Source organism: Parafrankia soli, from assembly GCF_001854695.1.
GTDB lineage: Bacteria > Actinomycetota > Actinomycetes > Frankiales > Frankiaceae > Parafrankia > Parafrankia soli.
In genome coordinates this window covers 25382-39539 of the sequence record NZ_MAXA01000222.1, presented here as the reverse complement: position 1 = coordinate 39539, position 14158 = coordinate 25382, and the positions used below count along the sequence as shown (strand labels likewise).

Here is a 14158-nt window from a genome sequence, read left to right as displayed (position 1 = left end):
GTAACGGCGCTTCAGAGCCGCCGCCGCGTGGACGAGCCGCCCACCCGGCTAACTCGGCTACTGCGCGGGCAGCCGGGCGACGGTGATGAAGAAGTCGTCGATCTGGCGCACAACCGCCACGAACCGCTCGAAGTCCACGGGCTTGGTGATGTAGGCGTTGGCGTGCAGGTCGTAGCTGCGCAGCACGTCCTCCTCCGCCTCCGAGGTGGTCAGCACGACGATGGGGATGCGCCGCAGCCGCTCGTCCGCCTTGACCTCGGCCAGCACCTGCCGCCCGTCCCGGCGGGGCAGGTTCAGGTCGAGCAGGATCAGGTCGGGCCGCGGCGCGCCGGCGTACGGGCCCTCCCCACGCAGGTAGGCCAATGCCTCGACACCGTCGCTGACCACGTTGAGGTTGTTCTTGAGCTTGTGGTCCTCGAACGCCTCGCGGGTCATCAGGACGTCGCCGGGGTCGTCCTCGACCAGCAGGACCTCGACCGGGACAACGGGCTCGGTCACGAACGATCTCCTGACTTCGGCGGGACGGCGGCCACGACGGGACCAGCAACCACGGCAGGACCAGTAGCCGGACCGGGACCGGGACCGGAGGACGGGACAGGACCGGTGACCGAGGCCGGCGGCGCCCCGTCCGCCTCAAGGTCGGCGGGCAGGACCACAGCCGGGCGTTTCGGGAGCGTCCARCGGAAGGTGGTCCCGGACTCCACCGTACCGTCGAGCCAGATCCGGCCGCCGTGGAACTCGACGATCTTGCGGCACAGTGCCAGACCGATGCCGGTGCCCTCGTAGACGTCCCGCGCGTGCAGACGCTGGAAGATCACGAAGATCTTCTCGGCGTACTCCGGCTCGATGCCGATGCCGTTGTCCGCGCAGAACAGCTCCCACTCGACGTCGCGGTCGATCGCCCCGATCCGCACCCGCGGGGCCTCGTCGCCGCGGAACTTCAGCGCGTTGCCGATCAGGTTCTGCAGGAGCTGGGCCAGCAGAACGGGGTCGCCGGGCACCGTCGGGAGATCACTGGCGGTCACCTTGCCACCGGAGCTCTCCAGSGCGAGCGACAGCGTCCCGCGCACCCCCTCGAAGACCTCGTTCAGGCGGACGTTGACGAAGCTGTCGGTGGTGCGGCCGACCCTGGAGAAGGCGAGCAGGTCGTTGATGAGCTGCTGCATGCGCTTCGCGCCGTCGACGGCGAAGTGGATGTACTGGGTCCCGCGCTCGTCGAGCTGGTCGCCGTAGCGCCGGGACAGAAGCTGGCAGAAGCTCGCCACCTTGCGCAACGGCTCCTGCAGGTCGTGCGAGGCGACGTAGGCGAACTGCTCCAGGTCGCGGTTGGACCGGCGCAGGATCTCCGCCTGCGCCTCGGTGGACAGCCGCGCCCTGCGCGCGGCCTCGGCTCACCGATGAGCTGCAGACGCATCGATTCGACGTCCCGCGCCAGGGTGACGATGTCGGGCGGCCGGCCACCCGGCCGACGAGGACGGAGCTCAGCCTCACCTCGGACTGCCGCCCGGTCTCGTACGGGGTCAGGAACGCGGTGTCGCCCTGCAGGAGATACCCGCGCATGCCGGTCTCCTGGTCGACCAGGCTGGACGTCAACCGGACCGTGACTGTCTGCGCGGGCGCCAGGACGTCGCTGCGCACATGGATGGCGTCGTCGAGCCGGACCAGCGACCAGGCGACGATCCCGGCGGCCAGCAGCAGCACCATGGACAACGCGATGTACACCGCGGCGAGCCGTCGGCGCAGCCGCCAGCCGCGCATCCTGCGCAGCACCGCCGGTGCGGGCTGGTCGCTCACGGGACACCTGCCCACGGATGAGCAGCAGCAGCGCCACGCCGTCGGTCAGCGGGCCGCCGTTACGTTCCTCCACGCGGTCGATCAGGTCGTCGAGCAGGCCGTCCGTCGCGAGCAGCAGCGCCCAGCGCTCACCGAGCTCGATGGTCACCTCGTCACTCACCGCCTCGTCGAGGATGCCCAGTGCCGGCACGACCACGTCACCGCGCAGCGCGGCGATCCGCGGGAACAGCAGCGCGGGCGGCGGATGCCCCGCGAGGGTCATCCGCAGGCTGCGCCGGTCCGGCGCGATCGCCAGCGCGCAGACCGTCGCGAAGATCTCGTCCCGTTCCCGCTCGCTGACCAGGACCTGTTACAGGAAGCCCAGGCGGTCGGCGTCCGGAACACCGGCCAGTACCAGGGTGCGCCAGGCGATGCGCAGGCTCACCCCGAGCGCGGCCTCGTCCGGCCCGTGGCCGCAGACGTCGCCGAGCAGGACGTGCACCGTGCCGTCCGACGTCGACACCATGTCGTAGAAGTCGCCGCCGAGCAGGGCCTGCCGATGGCCGGGGCGGTACCGGGCCCGGTGGTCCAGCGTCGGGTCGTCCACCAGCGGCCTGGGGAGCAGGCCCCGCTCCAGGCGCGCCTTCTCCTCAGCCTGCAGCTCCGACTCGCGCAGCGCGAGCGCCGCGGTGTCCGCCCGCTCCCGCTCGATGGCGTACCGCACCGCGCGCAGCAGATCGCGCCCGTCCACCTGGCCCTTGACCAGATAGTCCTGCGCGCCCGCGGCGACGGCCTCGGCTCCGCGGTACTCGTCCACCAGGCCGGTGAGGACGACGACCGGCGCGCCCCGCTCGACGGCGAGCAGCCGGCGCAGGGCCGACAGGCCCTCGCTGTCCGGCAGCCCCAGGTCCAGCAGGACGCACGCGGCCTTCTGGGTGTGGAGGATCGCCTCGGCGACCGTCCGCACCCGGGTGAGCCTGAGCGGGGCGGCCACCTCGTCAAGGAGCTCGGACACCAGGAACGCATCGGTGTCGTCGTCCTCGACCAGCAGGACCGCCCAGCTCACACCTTCGGCGCTCTCCGTGCCGGCTACCGGCGGCCGCACGACAAGGCTCTCGCTTCCGGACACATCTCCTCGGCAGGGACGACAGGTCAACGACAGGTCACGTGCAGATGTCGGATCAGGCAGAACCGACCCATGTCGGGCCGCGCCCGGACTTCGCAGCATGGCATGACGAAAGGGCCGTGCGAACGATGGAACGCCGAATCACACAACGCGAGCGCGCTCGAACGCTCGCGGGTCAGGTAGTTCTCACCATCTGGTGACACCGGGACGGCCCGATCCGGGCGGGCGGCGCGGATCGGTCAGGGAACGCGCCCGACCAGAAGGCGCCCGGTCGGGACGCACCCGGCCAGAACGCGAACAGAGCCGGGAGGCGAACAGTCAGGGGGCGGTCGTGCGGGCGTGGCGGCTCGGCTCCCGCTGCGGCTGGTCCGCGGTCGGGCGGCCCAGCAGGTACCAGCCCCACAGCCCGGCGGGTGCCGGCGCGCGGATCGGCCGGCCCGCCACCGCCCGGGCGTCCATGGTGTCGAGCAGGTGATCCCAGCGCCCGGCGACGCGGGCCGCGAGCCGGCTCGAGCGGCTCGGCCCGTGCCCGAGGTGCGGATGGGGCCGGGTGGGCGCCCGCCGCATGGCCCGCTCGAAGTCGATGCGCAGCCGGCGCCGCCGGGTGTCGGAGAGGACCGACTCCAGCTCGTCGAGCAGCTGGTCCTCGGCACGGGCATGGGCCGCGGCGAGGTCGGTCAGGTCGTCACGGAGCTCGGCGAGGCCGCGGCCCGGGCGGTTCAGATCCCCCTGGACGTACTGCTCCATCCCACGCATCACCGACGCCGCCTCGCGCGCCAGCCCGCGCAGGGCCGCCGTCCGTGCCCGCCCGTGCGGAACCAGCCGGGCCGCCCGCGGGTACACGACACTTTCCATCACGCTCAGGTGGGCGCTGAAGGCCGCGACCGCCACGTCACTGGCGTGCAGGGTCTGTCGAGGGTCCGCGGGGAGCACCTGGGCCCGGCCGGCGAGTTCGAGCAGGTCGCTGGCATCCCGGTGTGCCGCGTGGACCAGACCGGCCAGGGAGCGAGCCTGACTGTCGTGATCCTGGTTGTTGTGGTCCTGGCTGTCGTGATCGCTGTGGTCGCTGTGGTCCGTCTTGTTGGTGTCGGCCATGGCAGACCTCCTGTACCACCAAGCTACGCCGACGCGTATCCGACCGCATCACTCCGCTTACACATCCAGCGGCTGTCGTCCACCCGAATCACACATTTTTCCCAGTCCTTACAGGACCATGCCTACGGTACGGAGGGTTTCGGCTACTGTTCAGCACATGCTCGGCAGCGTCGCCCCCACCCCACTGAGCGAGGCGATCATCGCCGCCCGTTCGCGGCTCGGCCACGCTCGCAGTCTTCTGATCCGCCAGGAGCTACCACCCCTGGGCCACCTGATCATGCGTCATCAGATGCCCGTCCCCGGCGGCGCGGAGGCGCTGTGGGCCATCGTGTCGTCCTGGCCGGATCTCCACTCGATCCGCGGCCGGAGCCTCAACGACGGCGCCCACCCCGCGCTGCTCCACGTCCGGATGGGCAGCCCCGTCGTCATCCCGGCCGCCGCGGTGATCGACTGGGCCGTGATCGGCGACAACGGCCAGATCAAGGAGGGCGGCTGGACGCGCGGGCTCGACGCCTCCACCACCGCTCTCCCCCGGTGACCGCCCGTCGCGCGTGGTGGCCTCGTCCCTGGTGACAGCTCCCCTGGTGACAGCCCGCGGGCGGCGCCGGGTCAGTCGCCCCAGCCGGTGATCTCCACGCCGCGAGGGTGCTCGAGCCGGTAGGACAGCGTGATCTCGCGGCTCGAGCCCGGCTCGAGCTCCAGCTCCCAGGTAAGCAGCCCCAGATCGGTGTGCTCGGTGGCGGCGGGAGCGGTCACGACCTCCCTGACCTGGATGTTCTCGTGCCGGGAGACCGGCACCTGGTCCCGTACGGTCACCCGGGCCCGCATCGGCGCGTGGTTGGTGACGGTGGTGCGGTGGACGACGTCCGTCCGCCGGGTGTTGCCGACCACCCGCCGGCCGGTGACCCGGCTGACCAGCTCGCGTTCCACCCTGATGCGGTCGTCCACCCCGAGCCGAAGCTCCATCTCCCCGCCGGGCGGGACGAGCTCGAGGCGCGTGGTGCCGACGAACTCCGGGCCGTGGAAGACCGACGCCTTACCTGGCGGCAACGTGTGCGACGAGGTGTTCACGACCGCGGCGCGCAACAGCGCCTCGGCGGCGAGCCTGGGCACGGTGACGTGGTCGAGAACGGCGTCGAGCTCGATCACTGCCACGGTGGTGCGGTGCGGGTCCCCGTCCGCGGGTACCGCCACCGGCCGCGGCGGGCGGTAGGTCGACGCGGGGCCGGCCGACTCCAGCGTGGCCTCGGCGGCAGCCATCGGCGGCGGGGCCGATGCCGGTGCCGCCATCGCCGCCGGCATGAAGGTCGTCATGCCGTCGCCGCCACCGCCCCTGCCTTCGCCGGGCGCCTTGGCCCGCCCGCGGGGAAGGACCCGCGGGCGGGCGATGTCCACATACTGCGGGCTCAGCTCGGGCAGGTCGACGCCGCTGGACGGGCGGGCCGTGGACAGCCGCAGGTCCGTCACGGGCCAGTCCTCGCCGGTGCGCTGGCTGATCATCGCGAACCAGGTCAGGGTGACCCGCTCGCCGTCCAGCCGTGCGTCGTAGCCGGATCTCCAGGAGGCGGAACGGACCAGGTAGGAGACCTCCAGGTCCACCAGCGAGGCTGTCCCGTCGACCAGCGCGCCCTCCGCCGGGCCGCCGGCCGGCGCCTCAGCCGAGCTCCCCGCCGGGCCTTCGGTGGCCGTCGGCGGCTCGAGGTCGACGACGATTGCGCGGGTGTCCGGCTCGGGCCGCGCGTGGCGGGCCTCGATGACCCGGCCGAGCACGGTCAGCTCCCGCTCCGTCTCCTCCCGCCGTTCGGCGAGCGCCCGCCGGCGCGCGTGGACGGCCGACATCTGCGCCGCGAACGCGTCGCCGACAGTGACCAGCCGGGCTGCCGCGTCCCCGGGCCCGTCGCCCTCGCGGTCGGTGCCTTCGCGCGCCCAGCCGCGCGCGAGGGCGCCGGCTCCCACCCGGGCGGCCACGTCGAGGAAGGAGCGACGGGCCCGCTCGGTCTCGTCCTCGTCGCCGATCTCGGCCAGGTGCGCGCGCAGCTCGGCCTGGCGGGCGCGCAGGTCGGCGAGGGCACCGGCGTCGGGGGTAGCCCGGGCCTGGGAGACGACCCGCACCCCGAGCACCCGCGCGGAGCCGGTGCCGCTGACCCGCACCGAGTCCTCGTCGAGCTCGAGCGGCAACCCGCTGAGAGTCACCTCGACCCGCTCGGACGGCGAGCCGAGCGTCGCGACATCGAACCGGCCACGGCGGGTCACGCGCGCGGCGGTGGGATAGACGACCACGGCGCTGATCGGCGCGTCGAGAAGCACCGACGGCGGCGCGCCCGTCGGTGCGCCCGCCGGTGCGTCAGGAAGGTCAGGTGTGCCGTCCGCCGTGGACATCATCCGGACACCATACGGTCGGCGACCGTGCTATCCCCGTGGGGCACCGCTGATCCCGATGCCGCCCGATGCCGCTCGGGCCGGGCGGCCGCGGGGCCCGTTACGGTCCGCCCGTCCAGGGAGACCCGAAAGGTGCGTCACCGGCCCCGTCCACCAGGACCGCGGCGCCACGGCAGGCCCGCGGCGGCGGGCGCCGGGCGGCTGGCCCGCGTGCGACCGTGGCCCCGGTGGCCGACGCCGCCCGCTCGACCGGGGTGGAACGCCACACTGAAGATCGTTTTTTGGTGGGCGCGCCGAGCTCCAGGCGACGGCCGAGCCCTCCGCGGCCATGACCTTGCGTCACCGTCAGACCGGAGGCAGGCACCGCGCCGGCTCGACCGCTCGCAGGCGAAGGCCTTCAGGCCCGCGAGCCCGGAGGCCATTCGGCCCATACCCGGCCGAGGAAGCAGCGGCCCGACCGAAGGTCATATCCCGCAGCCGCGGAAATGCCCGGTGGACGTCGATCCGATCACCGGAGGGGACCGGCCGTTCGACGCCCCCACCGGGCCTGGAACAACATCGAGTGCACCACCAGGATTGCTGAACGAACCTCGCCCTCCGTATGACTCCGCGGCCGCTTCCTGACTTCGCGTCGACCCGCTCACGACCGCGGAACCGCGCCGGCGACCGGTCATTGCGACGCCGCACAGCTCTGGTCTCTGGCCGTCCGACGCAGGTCGTCGGATCGGTCTCCCGGCGCGGCGGTAGGGCTCACCAGGAACAGGCAGGAGATCACGCCGAATCAGCCCAGCAGGGAGGACCCGCCAAGCGGCCATCAGCCGATCGGATAGGCATCGATCCGATCAGCGCTGCGCGTAGCCGTTCCGGCTGGAGATCGGGAAGGCRCCAGATTCGCGCCGCCTGATTCGATTGTCCGACGATCTCACCGATGGTGGCCGCAGTGCCCGACAGCCCGTTCCATCCGATCAACGGAAACCGCGCTCCGTATACCGCGTATGCCGCGCCCGGCCGGGGTGCCGGAGCCCGCGACCTAGCCGACACCGAAGCCAGAGATATTACTCACAGTAACCATCATCGTCAGCGAGACCCGCGGCCGGGAGCGGCCGAATCCGCTTCCGACGCCTCTGGCCGCATCCCGTGGCGGTACGGGGTGTTGTGGGTATCGAGTCCGAACGTCGTCTGCCCGCGCGGCAAGTCGGGTTGATCCCGCACAGACAGGGGTATCCGTTGGTCGACACCCGATACGCGACACCCGTCTCCGTCGCCGTCTGTTGGCCGACGGCCGGATCCGGCCGACCGCATGCCGGAAACCCGATGCGTCGACTAACGTAACCAACCGTGTCGGAACTTCGGCGACGGTCGCGAGTGGCGTGGTGGCGCACATCCCACGCATTGCCGGACCGCGCCGCGACGCCCACGGGCCGGCCCGGTGCCGCTGCCAGCCGCCGGAGCCGGGCATGACACACCCACGCCCGCAGCACCACGAGATCTCCGTACTGCCCGACCGCGAGGACCTGATGGCCGAGCTGGCGAGCCGGCTCGAGGCCCTGGACGCCCTGCTGAGCCGGCTCGAGGATGCCGAGCGCCAGGCCGCGGACGCCGGTGAGCACCTCATCCGGACACGGCAGTGGCAGGAGGACACGGTCCGGACCATCCAGGAGGAACGGGCGCGGATGCGCCAGCGCCAGCAGGCCCTGGACGACCTGGCCGAGCACGCCCGCGCGGCCGTCGAGGCCCTGCACGGCAGCCACCGCTCGCTGCCACCCGAGGTGAAGCAGCTCGAGATCGAGCTCCAGGTCCTCAACAGCTCCGGCTTCCTGACCCGGCGCAACGGCCGGGCTCGCTGAGCGGCGGTCCCCGCCGGGCGTCGAACGCTCCTCCTCCTCTCAGCCCCTGGTCCTCCTCTCAGCCCCTGATCAGCCCCTGACCCCTGGCCCCTGGCCCGGCCTGGTGGCGGGTGGTTCGCGTGTCCGCCCATGGGCCCGTCCACCTCGCCGTTTGGTGTCCGCCTCGCCCTTTCGGGGCGCGATCAGGCCGGGTTCGGCCCCCAAAGGGCGAGCGGGATACCAAAGGGCGAGCGGGACGACTGGCCCGATCCGGTAGTTGACGAACTTCCGCGGGCCTGGCCGGCCAGTCCCGGTGGAGCTTCCGAGGGGTGCCTGCCCGCGGGCGGCGCGTCGATCCGTTCACGTCCCAGGAGCACCGCGAAGGGGTCCTGGGGATCGGGCCGCGCGGTCGTCCGCGGCCGCCGGATCGAGGCGGGAAGAGACGGGCCGGGGACGGAGCGAACCGGGCCCGTGAGGGGCTCCGCGGGTAGTCCCAGCCCGGTCGGCCGGTACGGGAAACCCCGCGCAAGCCAGGAAGTTCTGGTCACCTAACGTGTTGGGACGTGATCCTCGTGTGGGCGTCCAAAAACGTGACCGAAGGCTCAGCACCCCTCCTGACCTGGGCAGATGCGGCGCCGCAAGGGGCACTTCTTTGCACACTCGACGTAGTTGAGGGGGACTAGTGTTTACCCGCACCATCCGTGTGGACTAGTCTCGCTTCCGACGTCACGACAACACCGGACCGAACGCCGAATCCTGCCCGCGGTCCTGGTGTCCCCTCCGAGTCGTCACCACGGGCAGGAGCGGGGGACCCACCTCCACCGGCTGGCGCCACGACACGGCGTTGGCCTAGGGGTGAAGTCCATCGCGTGAAGGTCGCGCTATGGACCGGGCAGCCCAGCCCGAACCCGACAGCTCACCTCGCAGGCGTACGGGAAGGAACGCAACGTTGTCTGCGCAAAGTGTGCAGCTTGATGCTGAGAGACGCCGGCAGGAAGGGCGCGGTCGCCACCGTGCGCCGTCCGTCCCCACGGCGTCCAGCCGAGCCAGAGCCAGGGCCCGTACCGTCGCGGCCATCACCACCGGAACCGTAGCGGTCTCCGGGGTGGCGCTCGCCGGGTGCGCCCAGGATGTCAACTCGGACGTCGCGCTGGACGACGGCACGAACACCGCCCCGATGACGCTCGCGACCCAGATCGGGTCCCGGCTGGCGGTCGACGGAGCCATCCAGGCCGCCACCGCTACCGGCGGCGGTTCGGGCACCGTTCTCGACGCCACCACGGACATCTCCGCGCCGACTCTCTCGTCGAAGATCGACGTCGGCCTGCGCGTGACGAACCCCGAGGTCACGGTCAACGCGGACGAGCCCGTCAACATCGGCTTCTCGCTCTACAACGAGGAGACCCAGGCCCCGATCCCGGACCAGCTCATCAAGGTCCAGGTCAAGCTGCCGACCGGGTGGGCGACCTTCCTGCACCTGACGACGGACGACCGCGGCTTCGCGTCGTACACCGCGAAGGTGCTCACCACCACGAACGTCACGGCGATCTTCGACGGCACTGACGCCCTCCAGTCGGCGCACTCGGAGAACGACGCCACGCTGCGCGTCCGCCCGACTCCGCCGCCCGCACAGGCCTCCCGCAGCGCGGACCGTACGGGCGTGAACGTCAACACCCCGGTCGTCAGCGTCAACCTGCCGGCGAGCTCCATCGGCGAGAAGGCCGTCTACCTGGCCTCGTTGCACGCCGGCAAGCCGTACGTCTACGGCGCCGAGGGCCCCAGCTCCTTCGACTGCTCCGGCCTGGTGCAGTACGTGTACCGGCAGCTCGGCAAGAACCTGCCGCGCACCACCGACGCGCAGTACGCCGCCACCACGCGGATCTCCCAGTACAACAAGGCGCCCGGCGACCTGATCTTCTTCGGGAGCCCCGGCAACATCTACCACGTCGGCATCTACGCCGGCGACGGCAAGATGTGGGTCGCGCCCCGCACTGGTGACGTCGTCAAGCTTCAGACGATCTACACGACCTCGTACTCGGTCGGCCGCGTCGCCTGAGAACGGCGGGCCCACGGCCCAGCCAGAAGGCCGTCTGTTCTCGACGTCGATCGTTCCACGCCCACGCACCGCTCGGACGGGGCTGCCCGACCGCAGACGCCCCGTCCCCCGGAACGAGCCGCAGCGCGATCTCCCCCTCCGGTCGCGCGCGGCTCCGCCGCCGGGTCGGGGTTGTCGGGATCAACCTCGGCCCGGCGGGTCTTCCGAGTTCACCAGGTCCCCTGTACCGGGCCGCCGGTGTCACGTCTGCTCAGAACTTCTGTGCTGCGGAATGTCCGGAGTAGCTCTGCCGCGGGCAGATTTCGACACCTTCCGTGATGCTTCCGCCACGTGGCGCCATCGATGAGCTGGCCGGCAGCCATGAACGGTAGGCCGTTGCGGCATCATTCTACTTCGTCATAAGTAGCGTAGATGTAGCTTTAGCCGGCCAGACTGCCACTATCAGGCAGCAACACCCCCATTCGAACCAACCCAGCACCAGCACCAGCCCACACGAAAGTCAACCGCACCCCACCGATCCGAGATCCTTCCGGTGGGACGGACGTCAGATCCCCCCCCATCTGACGTCCGTCCGGCCGGAAGGCCCCGGACTCCGCTGGCCGTCTGTCCGATCCCCCCCCCATCGGGCCGGCGGCCAGCGGACCCCCTCAAGCCTTCCGGCCGCCCACTGGTCCGTCGGGGCCGTTACCCCCCCTCCCGGCGACGTCGACGGACCGCTCGGGCCCCGGCCGCCCCACCCCGCGCGGGGTGGGGCGGCCGGGGCTCCGGGAAAACTCGCAGGACCCCTCCGCGCGGCGAACGCACACCTCCGCGCCGGACCCTCGGCCCACACGGCCGCGGCAGGCGCAAGCCCCGAAATGGCCAGCAAGCCGTCCCCGGCGGGGCTGGCGGCCGGCCAATCTGTTAAATGACTAGTTCTTTGCTACTAGCGCGAACTGTCTGGTCAGCGCACCGAACCAAGCTGGGTCAGACCTTCCGGCGAAGGTCGCGGGAGAAGTCCCACAACGTGCTGCTGACCTTTTTGTCCCAGTCCGTCTCGGCAACCCGCCCGTGCTGGGTGACGTTGTCGCAGGTGGGGCCGGGCTCTGCTTCGAACTGTCCCACGACGCCCACCGCCGCGTAGACGGGGGGGCCGGGCGAGCAGGCGGCGAGCAGGGCGAGCCGCGCACCCTCCCCGATACCCCAGACGTATATCCGGTTCAGGTCGATGTCGGTGCGTTCCTCGTCCATGTAGCGGACGACGTCGCGCAGGTACTGCTGGTCCGCTCCATTCGGGTCGTCGAGTCGCCAGGTACCGGCGACCGCCTCCGGGAAGGCGAGCGCGAAGTCACGGCGGTTCGCCAGCGACGACGCGTCACTGTCATGTTCCAGTGAACTCGCATCCGTATTGTCATCGTGCAGGATGATTACCAGGGGCAACGGGTCATTCGGTTTGGAGGGTGCCTGAACGAGCAGTTCCCGGTCGGCTGACGGATAGCCATCCGGGATTGTGACCCGTTCGACCTTGGGACGGCCATTGGCCGCGACGAGCCACCAGATGGCCACAAGTGCCACCCCGGCGATGATCACGTTTCTCTTGTTCTTGCCCCACCAGCCGGCAAGGGGATTCGACGCCACGATCCAACCGAACCACACCCGGCCCCCGGAAATCGCCGGATTCAGCCCAGCGCGTCAACGCGGACCCGGGCGGGACGACGTCGGGTGGCACTTCCCAGCCGTCCGCGGGCGCCCGCTCAGCCGCCGGCGAGCGCCCGCGCCCGCGCCCGGCGCAGCATGTCCGCCTCGACCGGCGCGTCCAGCGGCGCCAGCCGGCCGTGCACCCAGGTCAGCAGCAGATCGGCCAGGGCCGGGTTCTGGGCCAGCACCGGCCCGTGCAGGTAGGTGCCGATGACCTTTCCGTCCACGATGCCGTCGGTGCGCGCGGGTGTGCCGTCGCCGACGCCGAGGCGCACCGTGCCGAGCGGGATGCCCCGGGACCCGGGAAGCGGGCGGGTGCGCCCGCCGTGGTTCTCGTACCCGTACAGCGTCGGCAGGCCGAGCCGCTGGTCGGGCTCCACCACGATGTCGCCCACGGCGCGCGGTGGCGGCGGGACGTCCGGCGGGTCGAACGAGCGGCGGGTCTCCATGTCCACCAGGTGGACGCCCTCGTGGACCCGGCCGTTGCCGGCCGGGAAGCTCGCCCCGATCACCTGGTAGCCGGCGCAGACCGCGAGCACCGCCGCGCCGCCCGACACCGCGCGGGTCAGGGAACGGTTGCGGCGCATGCCGTCCGCGGCCAGCACCTGCGGCTCGTCCTCGCCGCCGCCGAGCAGGTAGATGTCGCAGTCGGCCGGGACCACCTCGCCGGCCGGCACCTCGACGATCTCCGCCCGCAGCCCCCGCCAGCGCAGCCGCTGGGCGAGCACGATCGCGTTGCCGCCGTCGCCGTACGTGCCGAGCAGCTCCGGGTAGATCAGGGCGATCCGGGTCGCCGACTCGCGGCTCACCGGGTCGTCCGCACGAGCAGATCACGGAAGGCGGTGTAGTTCGCGACGACGTCCAGCGCCTTGTCGTTCGCCGCGGTCGCGGCGTCCTCGGCGTCGGCGTGCACGGTGTGGGGCACCTCGGCGTAGGCGAGCCGCACGCTCATGTCCTCCTTGCGGCCTCCGGTGACGAGCACCTGGCGGCCGGCGAGCCGCTCGAACGGGACGTCCCAGATCCAGGACGGGTCGCGCCCGTCCGCCGTCTGCGAGTTGAAGTCGATCAGCACCGGACGTGGCGGGGCGGAGTTGAGCAGCTCCATCATCTCCACCCAGCCGGCCGGGTTCTTCGCGAGCAGGAGGCGGGCCAGCTTCCCGTCGGGGCCCAGCGGCACCTCCTGGTAGCGGCCCTGCACGTCACCGATGCCACGCATCGCGGCGAGCGCGTCCTCGACGTCGACGCCGAACTCGCGCGCCGCGGCCGCGGCCATCGCCGCGTTCGCGAGGTTCACCCGCCCCGGCAGGTCGATGTGCGCCGGAATGCGCCGCCCGAACCACATCAGCTCGCCCAGCCCGGCGACGGAGACGATCGGCTCCGGTCGGGCCAGGCCGCACTCGCACCACCAGCCGGTGGCGTTGCGGTGCAGCAGCCGGGCGCACTGCGGGCACACCATCGCGTCGGCGGTCCAGTTCTGCCCCGCCGACACCCAGATCTGGCGGGACCAGGTCATCGCGGACCAGGCCACAAGAGGGTCGTCCACGTTCGCCACGACGACGGTGTCGCGCAGGTCAGCGCCCAGCTCGCGCCAGAGCGCCGCGATGCGTCGCGTCTCGTTGGACCGGTCGAGCTGGTCGCGCGAGATGTTGAGCAGCAGCACCACCCGCGGCTCGATCGCCCGCGCCACCTTGGGGAGCCAGATCTCGTCGACCTCGAGGGCGGCGGCCGCGTCGTAGGGCGGCTTGGACAGCGCCGCCAGCACGCCGGGCGCCATGTTCGCGCCCCCGCTGTTCGACTTGACCGGGCCGAGCGTCCCCAGCGCGCGGGCCAGCAGCCGGGTGGTGGTCGTCTTGCCGTTCGTGGCCGAGACGCACGCCGTGAGCCGGTTGGAGCCGACCTCGGCCAGTGCGTCCGGCGCGATCCGAAGGGCGAGCTTGCCGCCGATCATCTCGCCCGAGCCCCGGCCGAGGCGGCGGGACGCCTCAGCGGCCAGTCGCTCGACGGCGAGCGCGGCCTGGGTACGGGCGGAGAACCGGCGGCGTGGCAGGGGGGTCATCATCGCTCCTCCAGACTGCCATGCCCGCACCCGCCGCCGGTGCCCACCCCGCACTGTGCGCCGTTCGCGCGGTTCGCGGTATGCACGCCGCCTCGCGGCCGTCCCGCGAACCGCGGCGGTGGGCCGCCAAGTGGGTAGACCCAGCCCTGACCCGAGCCCCCGGCCGAGTG

Annotated in this window: 10 protein-coding genes, 2 pseudogenes and 1 riboswitch; of the genes and pseudogenes, 3 read left to right on the top strand and 9 right to left on the bottom strand. The window is 71.8% G+C overall.

Annotated features, from left to right (window positions below; genetic code table 11):
- Positions 1-57 precede the first annotated feature (57 nt).
- From BBK14_RS20095 to BBK14_RS20080, 5 genes and pseudogenes are all read right to left on the bottom strand, one after another.
- On the bottom strand, positions 58-498 hold the full coding sequence (locus BBK14_RS20095; protein WP_020463930.1) for a response regulator: 441 nt from the start codon (positions 496-498) through the stop codon (positions 58-60).
- Positions 495-1265, bottom strand: coding sequence for a sensor histidine kinase (locus BBK14_RS40370; protein WP_241831692.1), 771 nt, complete (start codon positions 1263-1265; stop codon positions 495-497). Before BBK14_RS40370 ends, BBK14_RS20095 begins: the two co-directional genes overlap by 4 nt.
- 238 nt (positions 1266-1503) lie before the next feature.
- Positions 1504-1560 (bottom strand): annotated as a pseudogene (locus BBK14_RS40365) (CHASE3 domain-containing protein); the annotation flags it as partial.
- A gap of 241 nt (positions 1561-1801) precedes the next feature.
- A pseudogene (locus BBK14_RS20085) lies at positions 1802-2902 on the bottom strand (PP2C family protein-serine/threonine phosphatase); the annotation flags it as partial.
- A gap of 315 nt (positions 2903-3217) precedes the next feature.
- Complete coding sequence (locus BBK14_RS20080) at positions 3218-3994, bottom strand: hemerythrin domain-containing protein (RefSeq protein ID WP_071064791.1); 777 nt, start codon at positions 3992-3994, stop codon at positions 3218-3220.
- Between the two features lie 157 nt (positions 3995-4151).
- Between BBK14_RS20080 and BBK14_RS20075 the strand changes: the two genes are divergently transcribed.
- Positions 4152-4532: a hypothetical protein gene (locus tag BBK14_RS20075; RefSeq protein WP_235014738.1), complete on the top strand. Its 381-nt coding sequence runs from the start codon at positions 4152-4154 to the stop codon at positions 4530-4532.
- Between the two features lie 71 nt (positions 4533-4603).
- Here the strand turns inward: BBK14_RS20075 and BBK14_RS20070 are convergent, their stop codons facing one another.
- On the bottom strand, positions 4604-6376 hold the full coding sequence (locus BBK14_RS20070; protein ID WP_071064787.1) for a DUF4139 domain-containing protein: 1773 nt from the start codon (positions 6374-6376) through the stop codon (positions 4604-4606).
- Between the two features lie 1454 nt (positions 6377-7830).
- On the opposite strand from BBK14_RS20070, the gene BBK14_RS20065 reads away from it, so the two are divergent.
- A complete protein-coding gene (locus tag BBK14_RS20065) occupies positions 7831-8220 on the top strand; it encodes a hypothetical protein (RefSeq protein WP_071064785.1) in 390 nt (129 codons plus the stop codon).
- Positions 8221-8967: 747 nt separating this feature from the next.
- Positions 8968-9144: riboswitch (cyclic di-AMP (ydaO/yuaA leader) on the top strand.
- A gap of 160 nt (positions 9145-9304) precedes the next feature.
- On the top strand, positions 9305-10255 hold the full coding sequence (locus BBK14_RS20060) for a C40 family peptidase (protein WP_071064783.1): 951 nt from the start codon (positions 9305-9307) through the stop codon (positions 10253-10255).
- Positions 10256-11221: 966 nt separating this feature from the next.
- Here BBK14_RS20060 and BBK14_RS20055 read toward each other — a convergent pair.
- The 3 genes from BBK14_RS20055 to BBK14_RS20045 form a co-directional block, all read right to left on the bottom strand.
- Entirely contained in the window at positions 11222-11890 is a 669-nt protein-coding gene (locus BBK14_RS20055; protein WP_020463938.1) for a PHB depolymerase family esterase, read from the bottom strand.
- Between the two features lie 98 nt (positions 11891-11988).
- On the bottom strand, positions 11989-12741 hold the full coding sequence (locus tag BBK14_RS20050; RefSeq protein WP_020463939.1) for a type 1 glutamine amidotransferase: 753 nt from the start codon (positions 12739-12741) through the stop codon (positions 11989-11991).
- Entirely contained in the window at positions 12738-13991 is a 1254-nt protein-coding gene (locus BBK14_RS20045; RefSeq protein WP_020463940.1) for a MurT ligase domain-containing protein, read from the bottom strand. The genes BBK14_RS20050 and BBK14_RS20045 overlap by 4 nt, the downstream gene beginning before the upstream one ends.
- Between the last annotated feature and the right edge of the window lie 167 nt (positions 13992-14158).